Raw genomic sequence first — 21,084 nt, forward strand, 5'->3', positions numbered from 1 at the left:
GGTGGGGTCCCGTCAAAGAATTTTGCCGGGGTTCATGATGCCAAGCGGGTCGAGCGCGGCCTTGAGCGCACGCATCAGGTTCAGCTCGACGGCGGACTTGTAGCGTGGTAGCTCGTCGCGCTTGAGGGCGCCGACGCCGTGCTCGGCCGAGATCGAGCCGCCGAACGCGGCCACGCTGTCGTGCACGATGCGGTTGACCGGCAACTGTTCGGCCAGGAAATCCTCGTGCGCGATGCCTTCGGGCGGGGCGATGTTGTAGTGCAGGTTGCCGTCGCCGAGGTGGCCGAAGCAGACCACCTGCACGCCCGGAAAGTCGGCCTGCAACAAGGCGTCGGTGGCCTCGATGAAATCGGCGATGCGCGAGATCGGCAGCGAGATGTCGTGCTTGATGTTCTTGCCGGCCGCGGCCTGGGCCAGCGGGATGTGTTCGCGGATCGCCCACAGCGCGCGCGACTGGGCGATCGAGGTGGCCACTGCCGCATCCTGCACGACGCCGGTTTCGAGCGCCTGCTCGATCGCGCCTTCCAGCAGCGCCACGCCGTGCTGCTCGGATTCGTGGCTCGACAGTTCGACTAGCGCATACTGCGGATAATGGCCGGGGAAGGGGCGCGGGAGGCTGGGGAAGTGGCTGGCCACCAGGCGCAGGCAGACGTCGCTCATCAGCTCGAAGCCGGTGAGGGTCGGCCCGCATTCGGCCTCGAGCAGCTTCAGCAGTGTCAGCGCGTCGCCCGGGCTGCACAGGCCGACCAGCGCCGTGATCGCCGCCTTCGGCTGCGGGAACAGTTTCAGCACGGCGCCGGTAATGATGCCGAGGGTGCCCTCGGCGCCGATGTAGAGGTCGCGCAGGTCGTAGCCGGTGTTGTCCTTGCGCAGGCCGCGCAAGCCGTCCCAGACCTCGCCCGCGGCGGTGACGACTTCCAGGCCCAGGCACAGTTCGCGCGTGTTGCCGTAGCGCAGCACGCCAGTGCCGCCGGCATTCGTCGCCAGGTTGCCGCCGATGGTGCAACTGCCCTCGGCCGCCAGCGACAGCGGAAACAGCATGCCGTGCGCCTCGGCGGCGGCCTGGACGTCGGCCAGGATGCAGCCGGCATCGACCGTCATGGTGCGGTTGAAGGTGTCGACCGCGCGCACCCTGTTCAGGCGCCGCAGCGACAGCACCACGGCATCGCCGGAAGCGTCCGGCACGCTGCCCAGCACCAGCCCGGTACGCCCGCCCTGGGGCACCACCGGCACCCGGTGCGCCGCGCACAGGCGCACCAGCGCCGCCACTTCCTCGGTCGAGCCGGGGACGACGACGGCGCGTGCGCGGCCGGTGAAACGGCCGCGCCAGTCGGTCAGGTAAGGCGCCGTGTCGTGCGCGTCGGTGAGCACGTGGGCGGCGCCGGCGATGGCGCGGCAGCCGTCGAGAAAGCCGGCGTCAGTCATGCGGCACTTTGACCTTGTCCAGCAATTCCTTGGCCAGCTTCTGCGCCTGCTTTTTATACGGCCGCAGGTAGAGCAGGGCGAACACGAAATACGCGCACACCAGCAGCGCCTCGCCCAGGGCCATGACGCGCGAGATTTCGGTCTTGTCGCTCCACGCGCGCACCACGCCTTCGACGAAATAGATCAGGATCACCATCGACGACCATTGCAGCGTGTACAGGTCGCGCTTGATGACGCCGCGCAGCGGCAACAGCAGCGGCAGCGCCTTGAGCGCCAGCAGCGAGCCGCCCGGGTGCAGCGGCGCGATCGCGATTTCCCAGCTCAGCAGCCAGACGCAGAGGATGACCAGGCTGGTCACCGCGCCCGTATGAAACACCCTTTGCGTTTGCATGACTATGCCATCCCCTGCAGTGTGCGGCTCGTTTCGGCCAGGCGCCGGCCGAGCGCGATCGCGAGCCGCTTCTCGTCTTCGGTGATCGGGCGCTTGTTGTCCACGCCGGCCCAATGGGTCGCGCCGTAGGGACTGCCCCCGCTCTCGGTCGTCATCAGTTCCGGCTGGGTGTAGGGCAGGCCCATCACCATCATGCCGTGGTGCAGCAGCGGAATCATCATCGACAGCAGCGTCGCTTCCTGACCGCCGTGCAGGCTGCCGGTGGAGGTGAACACCGCCGCCGGCTTGCCGGACAGGGTGCCCGACAGCCATTGCGCCGAGGTCCCGTCCAGGAAATACTTGAGTGCGGCCGCCATGTTGCCGAAGCGCGTGGGCGAGCCCAGCGCCAGTCCGGCGCATTCGTCCAGGTCGGCGAGTTCGACATAGGGGGCGCCGGCGCTCGGGATGTCCGGCTCGGTCGCTTCCGCCACCGTCGACACCGCCGGCACCGTGCGCAGCCGCGCTTCCATGCCGCGCACGCTTTCGATGCCCTGGGCAATGAGCTCGGCCAGGCGCCGGGTCTTGCCGTGCCGCGAATAATACAAAACGAGGATTATCGGATTGGTTGTGTTCATCGTTGGTATTATAGGGCGCTTTACAAAACGATATGCCTCGCGCAGGCACCACGCGGATACAATGCTATCGAAAACCGTCAATCACCTGTCGCGCAGTACCAGCGAGAAGTTCAATGTCGGCGTCGAGCGCGTGCGCGGCCTGACCTGGGCCGAGGCGCTCGACCTGGTCCGCTTCGCGCGGCGCCGCCTGCTCGAGGAGCGCCTGCCGCAGGTGGCGGGCAGCCTGACCTTCACCACCACGCTGGCGATCGTACCGCTGCTCACCATCGTGCTGGCGATCTTCACCACCTTTCCGGTGTTCGGCAAGCTGCGCAGCACGCTCGAAGGCTACTTCGTGCAGATGCTGATGCCGCGCGCCATCTCCAATACGATCATCTCGAACCTGACCCAGTTCGCCAGCAAGGCCACCGGGCTGTCGGCGGTTGGCGCGGTGGCGCTGATCCTGACCTCGGCGGCGATGATCGGCACCATCGAACGCGCGCTCAACCAGATCTGGCGCGTGCGCCAGCCGCGCCCGTTGCTGCAGCGGGTGCTGGTGTACTGGGCGCTGGTCACGCTGGGCCCGCTCGCCTTCGGCATTTCGCTGACCATCACCTCGCAGCTGTTCACCGCCACCGGCAGCATCAGCACCGCGCTGCCGTTCGTCGGCGCGCTGTTCTACACGCTGGTTTCGGTGGGGCTGACCACGGCCGCCTACGCCATGCTGTACATGACGGTGCCGAACCGCCACGTCGACTGGCGCGACGCGGTCTGGGGCGGGCTGGTGGCGGCGATCGCCTTCGAGATCGCCAAGCGCGTGTTCGCCATCTTCATCCGCCAGTTCCCGACCTACGCCATCATCTACGGCGCGCTGGCGGCGCTGCCGCTGTTCCTGGTGTGGCTGTACCTGTCCTGGCTGATCACGCTGGTGGGGGCGCTGCTGACGGCGGCGCTGCCGGTGGTGAAGTACGAGCGCTGGTGGTACGAACCGGTGCCGGGCGGCGCCTTCGTCGATGCGGTGGCGGTATTGAAGGTGCTGCACGGCGGCGCCAGGCTGACCGGGAGCGCGCTGGTGTCCAGCAGCCAGATCCGTGCCCATACCCGCATCGGCTACGACGAAATGACCGACCTGCTGGAACGGATGGTGGCGGCCGGCTGGGTCGGCCGGGTGCAGGCCGAACAGACGGTGCAGGCGCGCTGGGGCCTGGCCGCGCGCCAGGGCAGCGATAACTGGGTGCTGCTGGTCGACCCGGCCCTGATCCGCCTGGCCGACGTCTACCGGCTGTTCGTGTTCGGCGGACTGGGGGCGGACAACGTGCCCGGCGCGGCGCTGGCGGTCGGGGCCGAGCTGCCGCTGCCGACGCCGCTGTCGATGGCGCTGTCGGTCGACACGGTGGCGCTGGCGCGCCAGGTCGAGGCGGCGGTGGAGGCGGGGCTGGAGCAGACGCTGGCGGCGCATTTTGCGCAGGTGGAAACGCAGGCGGCTACCAGCTGAGCTTGCCCGTCACCATCTGCCAATACATCAGCCAATCCCCGCGGAACGACCACCAAGGATTGCCGAAACTCGCCGGCCGGTTCTTTTCATAGAAGAAGTGCCCGATCCAGGCGCCGCCGTAGCCGCACACCAGCGCCGCCAACAGCCACCATCCGTTGCGGCCGAGGACAGCCTCGGCGAGGCAGGCGATTGCCGCGGTGGTGCCGATGAAGTGGGCGCGCCGGCAGGTTCGATGGCCGTGCTGGGTCAGGTAGTAAGGATAGAACTCGGCGAAGCTGTGATAAGGCGCGGCCGCCATCTTGGTCTCCTTGAGCGTGTCATCCTTGTGCGCAAATGGCGGCGAATGCCGCAAGGGCGTCCAGCACTGCCTCGGGCTGCTCGGCCATCATGGCGTGGCCGGCGTCCACTTCGACGACCGTGGCGTGGCGCGCGGCCCCGATCAGCGCCGCGGCGGCGCGCGCCGGCGTCATCCTGTCGAGGCGGCCGAGGATGAACAGCACCGGGCAATCCAGCGCGGCGATCGCCTCGCCGCCGCCGGTGTAGGCCTTGCAGGCCGCCAGGTCGGTGTGCAGCAGGCCGGGCGGGCCGTCGGCGGCGATGCGGGTCATCAGCTGGCGCGAGCGTTCCTGCAGAGAAGGCTCTTCCATGCCGTCTACCTGGTCCGACAGCGGCATGTGCGACCACTGCGCCACCATGCCGATGGCGGCGTCCTGGTCTTCCAGCGCGCTGGCCAGCAGCCCATCCGACACCTTCATCGGCCAGGCGGTGCCGAGCAGCGCCAGGCCGGTGAAGCGCGCCGGCGCCCGGCGCGCCGCTTCCAGCGCGATCAGGGAGCCCATGCTGTGCCCGACCAGCAGCGCGCGTTCGATGCCGTCGGCCTCCAGGCGTGCCAGCAGCCAGCCGGCCATCGCTTCCACGCTGGCGAGCGCCGGGCCGGGGCTGGCGGCGCCATGGCCGGGCAGGTCGAGGGCAAGCACGGCATAGCCGCGCGCGGCGAGGGCGTCGCTCTGGTTCGACCATACAGAATGGTCGTTCAGGGCGCCGTGGAGGAAGACGATGGTGGGCTTGAAGGGCTGCATGTGGGGACGCGTGCGGGGAGTGTCGACGCAGTGCATCCTAGCACCGCAATTGTGCACTTCGGGTACTTTATTTACATAAATTCATGAATATGCGACGCCGTGCTCCACGGCTGGGCACAAAACTGGATTTTTTGGGGAGCATAGGCTAGAGTCCCTCTTATCTGTCATACAAGCAGTCCGATGCTCAACCTGGGGTGGCCAACATGAAAGTTTCCGAAATCCTGCAAGTCAAAGGCGATATCCTGTACACCGTGTCTCCGGACACGGCCCTGGGCGAAGCGTCCAGCACCATGGCCGAAAACGACATCGGTTCGCTGGTCGTGATGGAGTATGGCGACCTGGTCGGCATGCTGACCTTCCGCGAAGTGATCAAGGCGGTGCACGCCAACGGCGGCTCGATCGCCGGCGCCGGCACCGTGCGCAAGCACATGGACGACAGCCCGATCACGGTCACGCCGGACACCGACGTCAACGAGGTGCGCCGCATCATGCTGGAAAAGCACGCGCGCTACCTGCCGGTGATGAATGCCCGCACCCTGCTGGGCGTGATTTCGTTCTACGACGTGGCCAGGGCGGTGCTGGAGGCGCAGAGTTTCGAAAACCGCATGCTCAAGGCATACATCCGCGACTGGCCGGCGGAGCAGAACGCCGAGGATTGATTCCTTCGGCGCGCGTGCTATTGCGCTGCGCGCATCAAGCTACGTCGTTCCCGCGCAGGCGGGAACCCAAGTTTGTATGCACGGCCCCGGCTGAAGCTGTCGGTACCCATCGAACTTGGGCCCCCGCCTTCGCGGGGGCGACGGGCTTACGCCGCGGGTGAGAGCAAAGCCTGCATCAACCCGCCACCCCCAGCCACTCGATCAGCTGCGCCGGCGTCAGCGGCCGCGCAAACAGGTAGCCCTGCGCCAGCGGGCAGCCGAGCGACTGCAGGATCTGCGCCTGGCGTTCGTCCTCGACGCCCTCGGCAATGATCGACAGCCCCAGGTTGCGCCCCAGTTCGATCACCATCTCGGCGATGCTGCTGCCGCGCGCCGCGTCCGTGATTTCCGAGACGAAGGTGCGGTCGATCTTCAAACGGTCGACCTGCAGCCGCTGCAGGTAGGACAGCGACGAAAAGCCGGTGCCGAAGTCGTCGATCGCGATCGAGACGCCGGTGCGCTTGATCTGGGCCAGGCGCTCGATCAGCACGTCGGGTTCTTCCATCGCCATCGATTCCGTGATCTCCAGCTCGATCCGTTCCGGCGGCGCGCCGGTATCCTGCAGGGCGCGCGACAGCATCTCCAGGAAGTGCGGATGGCGGAACTGCACCTGCGAGACGTTGACCGACATCGTGAAGTCGAGGTGGCCGGCCGCGCGCACGCGCATCAGCTCGAAGCAGGCTTCGCGCAGCACCCATTCGCCGATCTCGATGATCAGCCCGGAGTACTCGGCGATCGGAATGAAGCGGTCGGGCGGCACGCTGCTGCCGTCATCGAGGCGCCAGCGCAGCAGGGCTTCGGCGCCGAAGGCGCGGCGTCCGTCCAGCTCGACCTGCGGCTGGTAGGCCAGGAACAGCTGGCCGCGCGCGAAGCCGCCGCGCAGCGCGTGCATCAGGCGCACCCGCTCGCGGATCTCGACCCCCATCCCGCGCGAGAAATAGAAGTGGCCGCCGCGGCGCTGGCTCTTGGCGCGCTTCAGGGCGATGTCGGCATCCTTGAGCGCGTCGGCGCCGCTGCCATCGTGTTCGCGCAGGCGCACCAGCCCGAGCGTGCCGGACACCTGCACGTCCTGGCCGTCGATCGAGAACGGTTCGTCGAACAGCGCATGCAGCGCGACCGGGTCGACCTCGTCGTCGCGTCCGAGCACGCAGAACACGTCGCTGCCGATGCGCGCCAGCGTCAGGCCGCGGTGCGGTCCCGCGCCCGGGTGCGGATCGAGGCGGGCGTCGAGATGGGCGCCGAGGCGCTGCGCCACCGCCACCAGCAGGGCGTCGCCGAACTGGTGGCCGAGGGCGTCGTTGGTCTCGGCGAAGTGGTCGATGTCGACCATGCACAGGGTAGTGTCGGCCGCTGCCGCGAGGCGCTCGTCGACCAGTTCCACCAGGCGCGTGCGGTTGGGCAGGCCGGTGAGGGCGTCGTGGAAGGCGGCGCGCTGCAGCGCCGTCATCAGCGCCACGTTGTCGAGCGCCACCGCGATGCTGCTGGCGAACAGATCGAGCAGGCTGCGGCGCAGGTCGTCGACCGGGCGCGCCAGCGTCAGCCAGGCCGCGAAGCCGTAGCCGGCATTGCCGCGGAAGTACAGCGCCACGCAATCCGGCAGGTAGATGTTGCGCCGTTCGGCCAACGCATGCGAGATGGTGGCGCTGGCGACGGCCGGGATGGCGGCGCCGGCGCCGCCCGCGGCCGCGGCACAGACGCCGCTGGCCGCCAGCACGGTCCAGTCGCGTACGCGTGCCGCCGGCGGGCAGGCGCACAGCAGGCCATTGGCGGGTTGCCCGAGCAGCAGCGCGGCCTCGCGCAGGATGCCGGCTGCCAGCGCGTCGGTGGTGTGCAGGGCCATCAGCTCGGCGTTCGCGCGCACCACGCGCGCCAGGCCGGCGCGGCTGTCTTCGAGCGCGCGCAACTGCTCGTAGGCGCGGATCGCCGCCGCCACGCTGGTGTACAGCTTGGTGCGCGTCAGTTCGGACTTGGTGCGGTAGTCGTTGATGTCATAGCCGCGGATCGCGTCCATCTCGGGAACGTAGCCGGGCTGCCCGGTACGCAGGATGATGCGCACGTCGCGCATGCCGAGCGTCTCGCGGATGTGGCGCACTAGGTGCAGGCCGGCGTCGGCCTGTTCCATGACGACGTCGAGCAGCACCACCGCGAGGTTGGCGGCGAGGTCGCGCTCCTGCTCCAGCAGGCGCTGCGCTTCCTGGTTCGAATAGGCGTGCACGAAATGCAGCGGCCGGCCCAGCACTTCGAGGCTGGACAGGGCGAAGGTGGTGGTCGAATGGACGTCGGCGTCGTCGTCGACGATCATGACACGCCAGGCGCCGGTAGCGTGCGCGGGCGGTTCGCCGGCGTGCCCGGTCCCGCCGGATGCGGCCGGCGTCTCGGCGACGAACACGAGCTCGTCGTCCGGTACGGGGCCCGGGGGCGGAATCGATGCTGGCATTGCTGCTTCTCCAGATGCTCGTATTGGATCGGCGACAGCGGCGGCGCGGTCGCGGCGCCGGTCGTGAAGTTGAACCTAGTATATATGCAATGACCATCACGCAGGAAAAAATTCTCCATGGAAACACTTCGGTGGCATCATGTCGCGGCCAGCCATGCCTGGAGGTCGCCCAAAGGGCGCGGTGCTGGTAGAATCTTTTGTTCCATTCGAACAAGCGTCCCTCTCTATGTCCGGCAACACATTTGGCAAGCTGTTTTCCGTAACCACTTTCGGCGAGTCGCACGGTCCGGCCATCGGCTGCGTGATCGACGGCTGCCCGCCGGGACTGGCCCTGTCCGAGGCCGACATCCAGCCCGAGCTCGACCGCCGCAAGCCGGGCACCTCGCGCCACGTGACCCAGCGCCAGGAAGCCGACCGGGTGCAGATCCTGTCCGGCGTCTACCAGGGCGTCACCACCGGCACCCCGATCGCGCTGCTGATCCAGAACGAAGACCAGCGCAGCAAGGATTACGGCAACATCGCCGAGACCTTCCGTCCCGGCCATGCCGACTACACTTACTGGCACAAGTACGGCGTGCGGGATCCGCGCGGCGGCGGGCGCTCCTCGGCGCGCCTGACCGCGCCGGTGGTCGGCGCCGGCGCCGTCGCCAAGAAATGGCTGCGCGAGCGCTTCGGCATGGAATTCATGGGCTGCATGCGCCAGCTGGGCGACATCGATGTGCCGTTCCAGGGCTGGGAGCACGTGCATGCGAATCCCTTCTTCGCCGCGACCGATGACGCCGACCTGCTGGCGCGCATGGAAGCCGCGATGGACGAGCTGCGCCGCGCCGGCGACTCGATCGGCGCGCGCATCGACGTGGTGGCGAAAAACGTGCCGGTCGGCCTCGGCCAGCCGCTGTACGACAAGCTCGACGCCGACATCGCCTATGCGATGATGGGGATCAATGCGGTCAAGGGCGTCGAGATCGGCGCCGGTTTCGGCTCGGTGGCGCAGAAAGGTTCCGAGCACGGCGACGAGCTGACGCCGGAAGGCTTCGTCGGCAACAACGCCGGCGGCGTGCTGGGCGGGATCTCGACCGGGCAGGACATCACGGTGTCGATCGCGATCAAGCCGACCTCGTCGATTCGCACGCCGCGCCGTTCGATCGACAAGGACGGCAATCCGGTGTCGGTCGAGACCTTCGGCCGCCACGACCCGTGCGTGGGCATCCGGGCGACGCCGATCGCGGAAGCGATGCTGGCGCTGGTGCTGATCGATCATGTGATGATGCACCGCGGGCAGTGCGGGGATGTGCAGGTCGGTACGCCGCGCTTGAGCTGACCGGCCGGCTGGCGATTCCCGTCGGCATATGAACGTCGCCCCTGCGCAGGCAGGGGCCCAGTTTGCATGCATTACGTCAGCGCATGCAGACCTTGGGCCCCGCCTTCGCAGGGGCGACGTGCTCCGTTTACGTCTTGTTGTTTTTGCCGCGGGCTCGGGCCTGGTTACTTCGCCACCTCGGCCTGCTGGCGCCGCTCCACCGTCTGCACCACCAGCGCCCGCAAATCGTTCAGCAGCGCGAACTCGGTCTGGTTCAGGTACACCGAAGGATAGCGGTCGTCCCAGTCGCCATAGATGAAGCCGACCGGCTCGCCGTGCGTGCACAGCGGGATGATCAAGAAGCAGTGGCCGTCGCCCAGCGTGCCTTTCCACCAGCCCGGCAGCTTGCTGGCGAACTTGGGGTCGCGCGCGTTTTCGATGAAGATCACGCGGTCGCTGCCGAGCGCGGCGAAGAACACGTTCGGTTCGTAGCTGTCGTCGAAGGTCAGCTGCGGCAGCATCGCCTTGGCGCCGTCGCCGAGGCCGATCTTGGCGCTGTACTTGCCGTCGCGGCGGCTGCGCAGAAAGCCGAAGGCGCGCGTGAACGACAGGCCGTGGTAGGCGGTCTCGATCGCCATCGACATCATCTGGCCCGGGGTGGCGCCGGCCGCGCCCGTCGACGCCTCGCGCATGTCGCTCACGCCGCTCAGCAGGACCTTGTTGCCGGCCTCGCGCATGCGCGCGCTGGCGGCGTTGCGGGCGCGCTTCTCGGGCGGGTTGGCCAGCGGGGCGATCGACAGTTCCGCGGCCGCTTCGGCCTTGGCCATCTCGACGGCGCCGACGATGGCTTCCGGGGCCACGCCGAGCATCGCCGAAAAATCGGCCGCCAGCTCGGCCACCCGCGCGGCGCCGGCTTCGTCGCCGTTCCACAGCGATTCCGCGCATTGCGAGGACATGGTGCCGAGCGCGGCCAGCCAGTCGTCGTGGCCGAAGGCGTCGGAGCGCTCGCCCGGCTCGACCCGGCGCATGCCGGCGGTCAGGTTGCGCGGCAGGCCCCAGTGCTCGGCGGTGGCGCGTCCGATCTGTTCCAGCGACAGGCCCAGGTGGTCGTGCGCGGCGGCGTCCTGGCCGCCGGCATCGTCGCCGCCGGCCTGCTGCTGGAGCAGGATCCAGTGTTCGGGCAGGTAGAAGGTGACCATCATGCGGCCCAGCGAGTGCAGGATCGAGCACACCACGGCTTCCTCGGGATCGCGGCTGGCCGACTGCAGCGCCACCTTCTGCGCCACCATCCCGGCCAGCACCGCCTTTTCCATCTCGATGTGGGCCTGCAGCGAGTCCGGGCTCGACTTGCCGAGTTCCTCGATCAGCTTCAGGCCCAGCGCCAGGTGGCCGATGGCCTCGGTGCCGAGCACCAGCACCGCCTTGGAGACGGTGTTGATGCGCTGGCCGAAGGCCGAGTACATGCCGCTGTTGGCCAGGCGCAGCACCTTCTGGGTGAGTACCGGATCCGACAGCACCGTCTGGGTCATCGAGAAGTCGCGCTCGTCCTCGCCGCGCATCGAGGCCAGGATGGCGGTGATGGCACGGGTAAAGCCGGGCATGTCGCCGCGCTTGCGGATGCGTTCCCACAGCAGGGCCAGGGTGGCCTCGGCTTTCGGCGAGCGCTGGATGGTCTCGTTCATAGTATGCCTGCTCGTAGTTCGTCGGGCAGCAGCGCCGCGTACAGGTTTTCCTTGAGGGCGGCCATGGCCACGTGGGCCGGCATCGGCTTGCCGGTGAGGTAGCCCTGCACGTAGTCGCAGCCGCGCGACGCCATGTAGCCCAGTTGTTCTTCGGTCTCGACGCCCTCGGCGACCACCGACAGGTCGAGGTGCTTGGCCAGGTCGAGCACGGTGTTGCAGATGGCCGCGTCCTTGGCCGACGCCGGCAAGTCCTTGATGAACGCGCGGTCGATCTTCAGCACCGAGATCGGGAAGCGCTTCAGGTAGGCCAGCGACGAGTAGCCCGTGCCGAAATCGTCGATCGCGATGCGCGCGCGCCGCTCGGCCATCTTTTGCAGGATCGCTTCGGCGTGCACCGGATCGATCATCAGCGTGCCCTCGGTGATCTCGAGTACCAGCTTGTCGCCCGAGGTGCCGGAAAAGGCGAGGGCGTCGTCGAGCACCGCCAGGAAGCGGTCGTTGCGGAACTGGCGCGGGCTGATGTTGACCGAGATGTAGAGGTCGCGCTTGGCGACTTCCTCGAACTGGCGGATCTGCACGCAGGCCGCCTTCAGCGCCCATGCGCCCAGCAGGTTGATCAGGCCGTTGGTTTCGGCGATCGGGATGAAGCGCACCGGCGGCACCATGCCCAGGGTCGGGTGCTTCCAGCGCATCAGGGTCTCGAAGCCTTCGATGCGGCGCGTGCGCGAGCAGACGATCGGCTGGTAATACAGCTGGAATTCGCCTTCGCGCACCGCCTGGAACATCGCCGCTTCCAGCGAGATGTCGTGCTGGGGCGGGCCACGCAGTTCGCCCGGCATCTTGGCGCTGTAGACCACGGTGCGGGCCCCGCCGGTTTCCTTGGCGCGGCCCATGGCGGCATCGGCCAGGGCCAGCAGGCGCACCTCGTCCTCGGCATGCTCGGGATACACCGAGACCCCGATAGAGGCGCCCAGGTAGATCGTGTGGCTGCCGACCTCGAACGGCGACTGCAGCGCCGCCAGCAGGCGCCCGGTGACCAGCTTGATCTGGGACGGGCTCAAGGTGCCGGGCAGCACCGCCACGAATTCGTCGCCGCCGACGCGCGCCAGCGTGTCGCTGTCGCGTAGCGTCTTACGCAGGCGCGCCGCGGCCTGGCGCAGGATGTCGTCGCCGACCGGGTGGCCAAGGCCGTCGTTGACCTTCTTGAAGCCGTCCAGGCCGATGTTGGCGATCGAAAAACCCTGGCCCGAACGGCGCGCGTTGGCGATCACCATGCGGATGCGGTCCGACAGCAGCAGCCGGTTCGGCAGCTCGGTCAGCGCGTCGTGGGTCGCCATGTGGCGCAGCTGCTGTTCGGTGGCGCGCTGGGCCGACATGTCACGGCCCACGGCCAGCAGATCGTGACCGCCGGCCAGGGGAGCGATGCGCAGCTCGAACCAGGTGTCGCCCTCGCCGCAGCGCAGCCGTGCCTCGACCAGGATCGCCTCGCCGCGCGCGGTAGCGTCGACGATCGCGTTGCGCAGCGCTGCCTGGTCGGCCTCGCGCGCCAGCAGCGGCAGCGCGCTGCCAGCCAGCGGCGCGCCTGCGCCCAGGCGCTGGCGGGCACGCTGGCTGGCAAACCGGATCAGGCCGGACGGGTCGAGACGGAAGACGACGTCGCCGGCTGCTTCCAGCAGGTGGTCGAGGCTGGACGCCTGCGCCGCCTGGCTCCCGTGCGTCTGATCCTGTTTCGCTGTCGCTGCAGCGGATGAACTGGAGCCCATTGTGTAAATAGTTACTTTCTTAACGTGTCCGGAACGTCGGGCGTGCTGTCGGAAACTGCCGAGTGTACCAAATCAGCAAGGACTGTATCACTGAAAGATTCCAATAGGCATTAAAAAACACAAGCTGCATCGCCGTTGGCCGCCGGGTGCTTGCCGGGTACGCATGTTTGCGCTAGCCTGATTGCCTTATCGATAAGCCGACCGACGCCCGACCCTTGCATTGTCGCCGATATAGTGCAACGAGGAAACTTTTCAGCGTGATCGATGATGCTTCATTGCAACACCGAGCGCGCTGCAGACCGCACAGTTCCCGAAAGACGCCCATGAACCGTTTCGATACGCACGAGGTATTCAACCAGGCGTCGGTATTCGCCGGCGTCAACCTGTTTGCCTGCGATCCGGCGCTGCGCGAAGGGCTGGCGCGCGAGGCCGGGGGCTGGGCGGCGCCGGGTCTGGCGCAGCTCGGCGCCCGTCTCGGCAGCGCGGCGGTGGCCGAGCTGGCCCGGCTGGCCAACGAGTTTTCGCCCAGGCTGGTCAACTTCGACCGCAACGGCCGCCGCATCGACGAGATCGAATTCCACCCGGCCTGGCATGAACTGATGGGCATGCTCATCGGGAGCGGCGCGCATTCGCTGCCCTGGGAAGGCGTCCAGCCGGGTGCACAGGTGGCGCGCGCCGCCGCTTACCTGCTGTTCGGCCAGGTCGAGAACGGCACGCAATGTCCGGTAACGATGACCTATGCCGCGGTGCCGGCGCTGCGCCAGAACCCGGCCATCGCGGCGCACTGGCTGCCGAAGATCCTGTCGCGCGAGTACGACCCGCGCTCGCTGCCGGTCGAGCAGAAGCGCGGCGCCCTGGTCGGCATGGGCATGACCGAGAAACAGGGCGGCACCGATGTGCGCGCCAACACCACCCGCGCCACGCCGCTGGACCCGCACAGCGCCAGGGCGCGCTTCGGCGGCGAGGGCGAAGGCGCCTGGAGCATCGTCGGCCACAAGTGGTTCTTTTCGGTGCCGCAGTCGGATGCGCACCTGATCCTGGCGCAGACCGACGAGGGTGGAAGCGCTGGCCTATCTTGTTTCTTTGTGCCGCGCTTCCTGCCCGACGGCAGCCGCAACGCGATCCGCGTGCAGCGCCTCAAGAACAAGCTGGGCAACCGCTCGAGCGCGTCGTCCGAAGTCGAATTCTGCGACGCCGTCGGCTGGATGATCGGCAAGGAAGGACGCGGCATCCCGACCATCCTCGAGATGGGCAGCCACACCCGCCTAGATTGCGTGCTCGGCAGCGCCGGCATCATGCGCGCCGCGCTGTGCCATGCACTGCACCATGCGCGCGGGCGCAGCGCCTTCGGCCGGCCGCTGGCGCAGCAGCCGCTGATGCAAAACGTGCTGGCCGACCTGGCGCTGGAATCCGAAGCGGCGACGGCGTTTTCACTCAGGCTGGCGCGCTGTTTCGATCAAATGGGCGACCCGGCGGCCGGTCCAGCCCAGGCGCTGCTGGCCCGCATCCTGACCCCGGCCGGCAAGTACTGGATATGTAAACGCGGTCCCGGCTTTGGCGCCGAGGCGATGGAAGTCATGGGCGGCAACGGTTACGTCGAAGACGGTCCGCTGGCGCGCCTGTACCGCGAATTCCCCGTCAATTCGATCTGGGAAGGCTCCGGCAACGTGATGTGCCTGGACGTGCTGCGGGCGGCCGCCAAAGGACCCGCCATGCGCGACGTGCTGGAGGCCGAGCTGGCGCTGGCAGCCGGGCGCGACGCGCGCTTCGACGCCCATGCGGCGCGGCTGCTCGACGGGCTGGCGGCCGCGGCGCAGGACGAATTCGGCGCGCGCCGGCTGGCCGAAGGGCTGGTGCTGGCGGTGCAGGCCGGGCTGCTGCTGCGCCACGCGCCGGACTACGTGGCCGATGCCTTTGTCGCCTCGCGTATCGCGCGCGAGCCCGGCGGCGCCTTCGGCCGCCTGCCGGACGGGGTCGACAGTGAGGCGATTCTGGGGCGGGCGCTGGTCGAAGCACCGTAATTGCTATCAAGAAACAAACAGTTTTTATTGTTAAAGACGCGACAAAGCGGCGCGCGGCTGGGATAATGCGGGCCACCGAGTTAGAAGCCACAGCATTCCATGTCGATAATGAAACAAGATCCGCGTTTTCCGAACCTGTTCATCCTGAACCATCCCCTGATCCAGCATAAGCTGACGCACATGCGCGACCGCGGCACCTCGACCCGCACCTTCCGCGAGCTGCTCAGGGAGATCACGCTGCTGATGGGTTACGAGATCACGCGCGATCTGCCGCTGACGACGCAACGGATCGAGACCCCGCTGGTCACGATCGACGCGCCGGTCATCGCCGGCAAGAAGCTGGCAATCGTGCCGATCCTGCGCGCCGGCATCGGCATGAGCGACGGCCTGCTGGAACTGGTGCCGTCGGCACGCGTCGGCCACATCGGCGTGTTCCGCGACCCGGCCACCCACCAGCCGGTCGAATACCTGGTGCGCTTGCCGGACACCACCGAACGCACCTTCATCCTGTGCGATCCGATGGTCGCCACCGGTAACTCGGCGGTGTACGCGGTCGACGTGCTCAAGAAGCGCGGTGTGCCCGACGACCAGATCCTGTTCCTGGCCCTGGTGGCGGCACCGGAAGGCGTCGAGGTGTTCCACAGGGCGCATCCGGACGTGAAGCTGTACGTGGCGTCGCTCGACAGCCACCTGAACGACCACGCCTACATCATCCCGGGCCTGGGCGATGCGGGCGACCGTATCTTCGGCACCAAGTAAGCGGAACGGGGAGGGCGCATGAGCGACACGGTCGATGCCGAATTCTTTACCCGCCTGTCGGAACTGAACGACAAGTTTGCAGCCAGCCTGCCGCACACGCTCGGACGCCTTGCCGAGGCGCGCGCCGCCTTCGACCCGACCCGGCCGGAGGCGGCGCTGGTGGACGAGATGCACGCGATCCTGCATACGCTGGCCGGCTCGGCCGCGACTTTCGGTTTCAGGGTGCTCGGCACGCAGGCGCGCGTGCTCGAGCAGCGGCTGCGCGTTTTCACCACCTTCGATGCGGTCCTGCCGGCGGACTGGGAGGCCTGGCTGGCCGAGCTCGACGTGTACGTCGCATGGGGGCGGAACGACCCGAAATCCGCCTACCCTAACGATGAGGCCGCTATTTAGCGTTGCCGCAAGGTTCCTGTTCTGAAAACGTTTGATCCAGAACAAACTTTGTGATCCTCTATGACCTATATTCACCGTACTGCCGACGCAAATGAAGTTTGTAACGAATCACCGAAGAGCCGGTAATAGTTGGTTTTAGGAATTGTTACGTGCTTTTTTTATTTTGCGAAAACCGTGTACATCTGGTTTTATTCGGTATAATTAGGGATCGTTGGATTCGAGTTAGCAGTGCAGTTAGTCTGTCATTTGTTTCTTGCTTCTTCAAACGATCGTAAACGGACGCAAGTCCACTTTAACTGAAATAGGAAATTGTAATGGCAACTGGCATCGTAAAATGGTTCAATGACTCGAAGGGCTTTGGCTTCATCACCCCGGACGAAGGCGGCGAAGATCTGTTCGCTCACTTCTCGGCTATCCAGAGCGCCGGCTTCAAGTCGCTGCAGGAAAACCAGCGCGTCTCGTTCGACGTGACCTCGGGTCCGAAGGGCAAGCAAGCTTCGAACATCCAGCCGCTGTAATATAGCGCCGCTGCATGTCTGGCAAAAAATCCTCGGAATTTCCGGGGATTTTTTTTGCCCCTTTGATTTGTTTCCGCTTATTATTTTCTCGCTGTAACTTCGAGTCCTGTCAAATCGCTGACTTATTCCGCCAGTAATCGGGCTGTGAATAGGCGCGGCGCAGAAAGTCGACGAAGACGCGGATGCGCAAAGGCAAATGCCGCCGCTGCGCGAACACCGCATGGATATCGTTTCCCGGCGCGGCGTATTGTTCCAATACCGGCAGCAAACGGCCGGCCTCGATATCGGCCCCCACTTCCCACATCGAACGCCAGGCCAGGCCACGGCCTTCCAGCGCCCAGGCGTGCAGCACCGTACCGTCGTTGCACACCATGTTGCCGCCCACTTTCAGGGTGACTGCCTTGCCGTGTTCGCGGAAGGTCCAGCCGCGCTGGCTGCCGGCGCTGCTGATCGCCAGGCAGTTGTGGCGTGCCAAGTCTTCCAGCGTCTGCGGCGTGCCGTGGCGCTTCAGGTAAGCGGGCGCCGCCACCACCACCCGGTGGTTGTCGGCCAGCTTGACCCCGACCAGGTTGGAATCCTCGAGGCTGGCGATGCGAATCGCCACGTCGACGCCTTCGCCGACCACGTCGACCAGGCGGTCGCTCAGGTTGAGATTGACGCTCACCTCGCGGTGCTCGGCCAGGAAGGAGGGCAGCAGCGGCGCCACGTGCTGGCGCCCGAAGCCGGCCGGCGCCGACACCAGCAGGTGGCCGCTGGCGCGTGCGCTGCGCTCCGACACCGCCGACTCCGCTTCCTCGAGCTCGGCCAGGATGCGCTGGCAATCCTCGAGGAAGGCGGCGCCCTCGTCGGTCAATGCCAGCTTGCGCGTGGTCCGCTGCAGCAGCTTGACGCCGAGCCGGCTCTCCAGCGCATCCAGGCGGCGGCCGATCATGGCCGGGGCGATGCCCTCGGCGCGGGCGGCGGCGGACAGGCTGCCGCGCGCGACCACCTCGACGAAGGTGGAGATCTGGCGAAAATGGTCCATCTCGGCGTGGGTTCCTTGGCTCATCTGTGACTTATACGCACAGATGAATATATTTATTATCTCGTTTAGTAATGCGGAAGTGAATATACTTGAGAGAACAGCAAACACCAAATTCATCATCAAAACAGGAGCATGCCATGACCATCGCCACCCCAGCCGGAATGGAGATCCGGGCCGAGATCAAGCCGGAATACGAACACATCCTTACGCCGGAAGCGCTCGCGCTGGTAGCGAAGCTAAGCCGCACGTTCGAGCCGCGCCGCCATGAACTGCTGGCCGCCCGTGTCGAGCGCGCCAAACGGATGGACGCCGGGGAACGCCCGGACTTCCTGCCTGAAACCGCCCACATCCGTGACGGCGACTGGAAGATCGCGCCGATCCCGCAGGCGCTGGAATGCCGCCGCGTCGAAATCACCGGCCCGGTCGAGCGCAAGATGGTCATCAATGCGCTGAATTCGGGCGCCGACAGCTACATGACCGACTTCGAGGATTCGAACACCCCGAACTGGGATAACCAGATCACCGGCCAGCTCAACATGCGCGACGCGGTGCGCCGCACGATCTCGCTGGAACAGAACGGCAAGCAATACAAGCTGAACGACAAGGTCGCGACCCTGGTCGTGCGTCCACGCGGATGGCACCTCGACGAAAAACACGTGCTGGTCGACGGCAAGCGCGTCTCCGGCGGCATCTTCGACTTTGCGCTGTTCATGTTCCATAACGCCAAGGAACTGCTGGCACGCGGCGCCGGCCCGTACTTCTACCTGCCGAAAATGGAATCCCATCTCGAGGCACGCTTGTGGAACGACATCTTCAAGATGACCCAGGACGAGCTCGGGCTGCCGCAGGGCACGATCAAGGCGACGGTGCTGATCGAGACCATCGTGGCCGCCTTCGAAATGGACGAGATCCTGTACGAACTGCGCGAACACAGCGCCGGCCTGAATGCCGGGCGCTGGGACTACATCTTCTCGTGCATCAAGAAGTTCAAACTGGACAAGAACTTCTGCCTGGCCGACCGCCCGAAAGTGACGATGACGGCGCCCTTCATGCGCGCCTACGCGCTGCTGCTGCTGAAGACTTGCCACAAGCGCAGTGCCCCGGCAATCGGCGGCATGTCGGCCCTGATCCCGATCAAGAACGACCCGGAAAAGAATGCCACCGCCATGGCTGGCGTGATCGGCGACAAGTCCCGTGATGCTACCGACGGCTACGACGGCGGCTGGGTCGCCCACCCGGGCCTGGTCGAGGCTTCCATGGCCGAGTTCAAGAAGGTGCTGGGCGACAAGCCGAACCAGATCGAGAAACAGCGTCCGGACGTCGTGGTGACGGCCGCCCAGCTGCTCGACTTCAAGCCGGAAGCCCCGATCACCGAAGCCGGCCTGCGCTACAACATCAACGTCGGCATCCATTACCTGGGCGCCTGGCTGGCCGGCAATGGCTGCGTGCCGATCCACAACCTGATGGAAGACGCGGCCACGGCCGAGATCAGCCGCTCCCAGGTATGGCAATGGATCCGTTCGCCGAAGGGCGTGCTCGAGGACGGCCGCAAGGTCACGGCCGAGATGGTGCGCGCGATGATCCCGGAAGAGCTGGCGAACGCCAAGGCGGCGGCGCCGAATGGCGACAATCCGAGCTATGCGCGCGCCGCCGAGATTTTCGAGCAGATGTCGACGTCGGAAGAGTTTGCCGAGTTCCTGACGCTGCCGCTGTACGAGGAAATCTGAGTCCTGCCGGGTCCGCGTCGAAGCGGATCCGCCGGCTGTTAAACGCGTGGACGGGAAACCCGTCCGCCCTACGAATACCTCACCGGTAGGGTGGACGGCTCCGCCGTCCACGCGTTTGACCGGGCTTCAATCCGCATCAAAACACGTTCTTCCACTCCCGCAAGGCGGCAAACGCCGTCACCGGCTCGGCGCCACGCGCCAGCCGTCCAGCAGCCACCAGGCTGTCCACGATCGCCGCCTCCTGATAGCGCAGGAAAGGATTGGTCGCCTTTTCGATCGCAATCGTCGACGGCACCGTCGGCAAATGCGTCCCGCGCGCCTGGCTGTCGGCCGCTACCCGCATCTGCAGCGCCCGGTTATCCGGCTCCACCGCTTCGGCAAAGCGCAGGTTCGACAGCGTGTACTCGTGCGCGCAATACACCAGGGTATCGTCGGGCAGGGCCGCCAGCTTGCCGAGCGACGCGGCCATCTGTGCCGGCGTGCCTTCGAACAGGCGGCCGCAGCCGGCACCGAACAGCGTATCGCCGCAGAACAGCCAGTGGACGTCGTCGTCTTCGCGCACGTAGGCGATGTGGCCGAGCGTATGCCCCGGCACGTCCAGCACCGAGAAGCGCAGGTCGAGGCCGGGCACCTGTACCCGGTCGCCTTCGCTCAGCGGATGCGTTACCGTTTTGATGCCGTCGTTGCGCGGGCCGAACACGGGTACCGCGGCCTGTTCCAGCAGGAGCGGTACGCCCCCGGTGTGGTCAGCATGATGATGGGTGAGTAAAATGGCAGTCAGGGTAAGCCCATTCGCCCGCAGCGCCTCGAGGATGGGTTCGCCATCGCCGGGGTCGACCACTGCCGCATGGACGCCATCGTGGATGAGCCAGAGGTAGTTGTCCTTGAACGCAGGCACCGTCAGAACGGCCAGTTTGGTGGGAGTCGGGGTCGGCGATTGTGTCATATGAGAATGTGGGATCGAACAAGGGGTTGCATGGACGGCGTGGCATCCGAAAAATCCATTATAGCGCTCGACCACTGGCTGCAATCGCCAGCGGGCGCGTACGTGCGCGCCTGGGAGCAGGCCTGCCTGGACGAGCTGACCGCCGACATCTTCGGCTTCAACGCGATCCAGATCGGCGTGCCGCAGATTGACGCGCTGGCCGCCAACCGCATGCCAAACAAGTGGCAGGCGGCCACGCGCACGTCGACCGCGGACGAACTGGCCTACGCGGCCGGCGGCAAGCAGATCGCGGTCGCGCTCGACTTCGCCGACCTGCCGTTCGCTTCGCAGAGCCTGGACCTGGTGGTGCTGCCGCACGTACTCGAGTTCGCCGCCGAGCCGCACCAGGTCTTGCGCGAGGTCGAACGCGTGCTGATTCCGGAAGGGCAGGTCATCATCTGCGGCTTCAATCCGGCCAGCATGTGGGGCATCCGCCAGGGCATGGGTCGCCTCACCAGCAGCGATTACCTGCCGACGGCGGGCGAGTTCATCTCTTTGCCACGTCTCAAAGACTGGTTAAAATTGCTGAATCTTGCCCCTTCGCGCAACTATTTCGGCTGCTACGCACCGCCGTTCCGTACCACCCAATGGCTGAACCGCTTCGCCTTCGTCGAAGGGCCGGGGCGGCGCTGGTGGCCCTATCTGGGTGCGGTCTATATCGTGCATGCGATCAAGCGCGTCAAGGGCATGAACATCATCGGCCCGGCCTGGAACAAGAAGCCGGGCAAGGCACCGGTCGTCGTGCCGGCGACCAACCGCAATGAGCGGCATCAATCATCCGAACAATAAAGGAA

The 21,084-nt window shown here is 66.5% G+C and carries 19 protein-coding genes; 9 read left to right on the forward strand and 10 right to left on the reverse strand.

The genetic code is table 11. The annotated features are described in order from the left end of the window. Positions 1–12 precede the first annotated feature (12 nt). Genes U1H99_RS09495 through wrbA form a run of 3 tightly spaced genes read right to left on the reverse strand, consistent with a single transcriptional unit; the run spans position 13 to position 2,430 of the window. Positions 13–1,425 (reverse strand): FAD-binding oxidoreductase, encoded by a 1,413-nt coding sequence (locus U1H99_RS09495; protein ID WP_323141491.1) that lies wholly within the window; start codon positions 1,423–1,425, stop codon positions 13–15. Further along, on the reverse strand, positions 1,418–1,816 hold the full coding sequence (locus U1H99_RS09500; protein WP_323141492.1) for a DUF2069 domain-containing protein: 399 nt from the start codon (positions 1,814–1,816) through the stop codon (positions 1,418–1,420). The genes U1H99_RS09495 and U1H99_RS09500 overlap by 8 nt, the downstream gene beginning before the upstream one ends. A gap of 2 nt (positions 1,817–1,818) precedes the next feature. Continuing rightward, on the reverse strand, positions 1,819–2,430 hold the full coding sequence (wrbA, locus tag U1H99_RS09505) for an NAD(P)H:quinone oxidoreductase (RefSeq protein WP_323141493.1): 612 nt from the start codon (positions 2,428–2,430) through the stop codon (positions 1,819–1,821). Between the two features lie 61 nt (positions 2,431–2,491). Between wrbA and U1H99_RS09510 the strand changes: the two genes are divergently transcribed. Then, complete coding sequence (locus U1H99_RS09510; RefSeq protein ID WP_323141494.1) at positions 2,492–3,904, forward strand: YihY family inner membrane protein; 1,413 nt, start codon at positions 2,492–2,494, stop codon at positions 3,902–3,904. Here the strand turns inward: U1H99_RS09510 and U1H99_RS09515 are convergent. Both U1H99_RS09515 and U1H99_RS09520 read right to left on the reverse strand, forming a co-directional pair. Then, a complete protein-coding gene (locus tag U1H99_RS09515; RefSeq protein WP_323141495.1) occupies positions 3,894–4,202 on the reverse strand; it encodes an Mpo1-like protein in 309 nt (102 codons plus the stop codon). The two genes, U1H99_RS09510 and U1H99_RS09515, sit on opposite strands and share 11 nt — an antisense overlap. Before the next feature lie 19 nt (positions 4,203–4,221). Beyond that, the gene (locus tag U1H99_RS09520) at positions 4,222–4,983 is read right to left on the reverse strand and encodes an alpha/beta fold hydrolase (RefSeq protein WP_323141496.1); all 762 of its coding nucleotides are present in this window, start codon (positions 4,981–4,983) and stop codon (positions 4,222–4,224) included. Positions 4,984–5,186: 203 nt separating this feature from the next. Between U1H99_RS09520 and U1H99_RS09525 the strand changes: the two genes are divergently transcribed. Continuing rightward, a complete protein-coding gene (locus U1H99_RS09525) occupies positions 5,187–5,642 on the forward strand; it encodes a CBS domain-containing protein (RefSeq protein ID WP_323141497.1) in 456 nt (151 codons plus the stop codon). A 175-nt stretch (positions 5,643–5,817) separates the two neighbouring features. On the opposite strand, the gene U1H99_RS09530 is transcribed toward U1H99_RS09525, so the two are convergent. Next, a complete protein-coding gene (locus U1H99_RS09530; RefSeq protein ID WP_323141498.1) occupies positions 5,818–8,118 on the reverse strand; it encodes a putative bifunctional diguanylate cyclase/phosphodiesterase in 2,301 nt (766 codons plus the stop codon). Between the two features lie 226 nt (positions 8,119–8,344). Here U1H99_RS09530 and aroC point away from each other — a divergent pair, with 226 nt between their 5' ends. Continuing rightward, complete coding sequence (aroC, locus tag U1H99_RS09535) at positions 8,345–9,439, forward strand: chorismate synthase (RefSeq protein WP_323141499.1); 1,095 nt, start codon at positions 8,345–8,347, stop codon at positions 9,437–9,439. Positions 9,440–9,603: 164 nt separating this feature from the next. Here the strand turns inward: aroC and U1H99_RS09540 are convergent, their stop codons facing one another. After that, positions 9,604–11,100 (reverse strand): HDOD domain-containing protein, encoded by a 1,497-nt coding sequence (locus U1H99_RS09540; RefSeq protein ID WP_323141500.1) that lies wholly within the window; start codon positions 11,098–11,100, stop codon positions 9,604–9,606. After that, the gene (locus U1H99_RS09545) at positions 11,097–12,863 is read right to left on the reverse strand and encodes a putative bifunctional diguanylate cyclase/phosphodiesterase (RefSeq protein ID WP_323141501.1); all 1,767 of its coding nucleotides are present in this window, start codon (positions 12,861–12,863) and stop codon (positions 11,097–11,099) included. The genes U1H99_RS09540 and U1H99_RS09545 overlap by 4 nt, the downstream gene beginning before the upstream one ends. 323 nt (positions 12,864–13,186) lie before the next feature. Between U1H99_RS09545 and U1H99_RS09550 the strand changes: the two genes are divergently transcribed. From U1H99_RS09550 to U1H99_RS09565, 4 genes are all read left to right on the forward strand, one after another. Then, positions 13,187–14,884: an isovaleryl-CoA dehydrogenase gene (locus U1H99_RS09550; protein ID WP_323141502.1), complete on the forward strand. Its 1,698-nt coding sequence runs from the start codon at positions 13,187–13,189 to the stop codon at positions 14,882–14,884. A 108-nt stretch (positions 14,885–14,992) separates the two neighbouring features. Next, a complete protein-coding gene (gene upp / locus U1H99_RS09555; RefSeq protein ID WP_323141503.1) occupies positions 14,993–15,643 on the forward strand; it encodes a uracil phosphoribosyltransferase in 651 nt (216 codons plus the stop codon). 18 nt (positions 15,644–15,661) lie between these two features. Beyond that, on the forward strand, positions 15,662–16,036 hold the full coding sequence (locus tag U1H99_RS09560; RefSeq protein ID WP_323141504.1) for an Hpt domain-containing protein: 375 nt from the start codon (positions 15,662–15,664) through the stop codon (positions 16,034–16,036). Positions 16,037–16,350: 314 nt separating this feature from the next. Then, entirely contained in the window at positions 16,351–16,554 is a 204-nt protein-coding gene (locus U1H99_RS09565; protein ID WP_050408059.1) for a cold-shock protein, read from the forward strand. Positions 16,555–16,663: 109 nt separating this feature from the next. Here U1H99_RS09565 and U1H99_RS09570 read toward each other — a convergent pair whose 3' ends face one another. Then, a complete protein-coding gene (locus tag U1H99_RS09570) occupies positions 16,664–17,578 on the reverse strand; it encodes a LysR family transcriptional regulator (RefSeq protein WP_323142097.1) in 915 nt (304 codons plus the stop codon). Positions 17,579–17,715: 137 nt separating this feature from the next. Between U1H99_RS09570 and aceB the strand changes: the two genes are divergently transcribed. Next, a complete protein-coding gene (gene aceB, locus U1H99_RS09575; RefSeq protein WP_323141505.1) occupies positions 17,716–19,305 on the forward strand; it encodes a malate synthase A in 1,590 nt (529 codons plus the stop codon). Positions 19,306–19,441: 136 nt separating this feature from the next. Here the strand turns inward: aceB and gloB are convergent, their stop codons facing one another. Then, the gene (gloB, locus tag U1H99_RS09580) at positions 19,442–20,251 is read right to left on the reverse strand and encodes a hydroxyacylglutathione hydrolase (protein ID WP_323141506.1); all 810 of its coding nucleotides are present in this window, start codon (positions 20,249–20,251) and stop codon (positions 19,442–19,444) included. Between the two features lie 30 nt (positions 20,252–20,281). On the opposite strand from gloB, the gene U1H99_RS09585 reads away from it, so the two are divergent. Further along, positions 20,282–21,079, forward strand: coding sequence for a class I SAM-dependent methyltransferase (locus U1H99_RS09585; protein WP_323141507.1), 798 nt, complete (start codon positions 20,282–20,284; stop codon positions 21,077–21,079). Positions 21,080–21,084: the final 5 nt, after the last annotated feature.

It is taken from the genome of Massilia phyllosphaerae (assembly GCF_034659755.1).
In the GTDB taxonomy this organism is placed as follows: Bacteria; Pseudomonadota; Gammaproteobacteria; order Burkholderiales; family Burkholderiaceae_D; genus Telluria; species Telluria phyllosphaerae.

Bases quoted from the DNA above. Each gene is read 5' to 3' on its own strand.
- U1H99_RS09525 (WP_323141497.1), top strand. From the start codon at position 5,187: ATGAAAGTTTCCGAAATCCTGCAAGTCAAAGGCGATATCCTGTACACC.
- aceB (WP_323141505.1), top strand. From the start codon at position 17,716: ATGACCATCGCCACCCCAGCCGGAATGGAGATCCGGGCCGAGATCAAG.
- U1H99_RS09520 (WP_323141496.1), bottom strand. From the start codon at position 4,983: ATGCAGCCCTTCAAGCCCACCATCGTCTTCCTCCACGGCGCCCTGAAC.
- U1H99_RS09550 (WP_323141502.1), top strand. From the start codon at position 13,187: ATGAACCGTTTCGATACGCACGAGGTATTCAACCAGGCGTCGGTATTC.
- U1H99_RS09585 (WP_323141507.1), top strand. From the start codon at position 20,282: ATGGACGGCGTGGCATCCGAAAAATCCATTATAGCGCTCGACCACTGG.
- U1H99_RS09530 (WP_323141498.1), bottom strand. From the start codon at position 8,118: ATGCCAGCATCGATTCCGCCCCCGGGCCCCGTACCGGACGACGAGCTC.
- aroC (WP_323141499.1), top strand. From the start codon at position 8,345: ATGTCCGGCAACACATTTGGCAAGCTGTTTTCCGTAACCACTTTCGGC.
- wrbA (WP_323141493.1), bottom strand. From the start codon at position 2,430: ATGAACACAACCAATCCGATAATCCTCGTTTTGTATTATTCGCGGCAC.
- upp (WP_323141503.1), top strand. From the start codon at position 14,993: ATGAAACAAGATCCGCGTTTTCCGAACCTGTTCATCCTGAACCATCCC.
- U1H99_RS09560 (WP_323141504.1), top strand. From the start codon at position 15,662: ATGAGCGACACGGTCGATGCCGAATTCTTTACCCGCCTGTCGGAACTG.
- U1H99_RS09565 (WP_050408059.1), top strand. From the start codon at position 16,351: ATGGCAACTGGCATCGTAAAATGGTTCAATGACTCGAAGGGCTTTGGC.
- gloB (WP_323141506.1), bottom strand. From the start codon at position 20,251: ATGACACAATCGCCGACCCCGACTCCCACCAAACTGGCCGTTCTGACG.
- U1H99_RS09515 (WP_323141495.1), bottom strand. From the start codon at position 4,202: ATGGCGGCCGCGCCTTATCACAGCTTCGCCGAGTTCTATCCTTACTAC.
- U1H99_RS09495 (WP_323141491.1), bottom strand. From the start codon at position 1,425: ATGACTGACGCCGGCTTTCTCGACGGCTGCCGCGCCATCGCCGGCGCC.
- U1H99_RS09540 (WP_323141500.1), bottom strand. From the start codon at position 11,100: ATGAACGAGACCATCCAGCGCTCGCCGAAAGCCGAGGCCACCCTGGCC.
- U1H99_RS09500 (WP_323141492.1), bottom strand. From the start codon at position 1,816: ATGCAAACGCAAAGGGTGTTTCATACGGGCGCGGTGACCAGCCTGGTC.
- U1H99_RS09545 (WP_323141501.1), bottom strand. From the start codon at position 12,863: ATGGGCTCCAGTTCATCCGCTGCAGCGACAGCGAAACAGGATCAGACG.
- U1H99_RS09570 (WP_323142097.1), bottom strand. From the start codon at position 17,578: ATGGACCATTTTCGCCAGATCTCCACCTTCGTCGAGGTGGTCGCGCGC.
- U1H99_RS09510 (WP_323141494.1), top strand. From the start codon at position 2,492: ATGCTATCGAAAACCGTCAATCACCTGTCGCGCAGTACCAGCGAGAAG.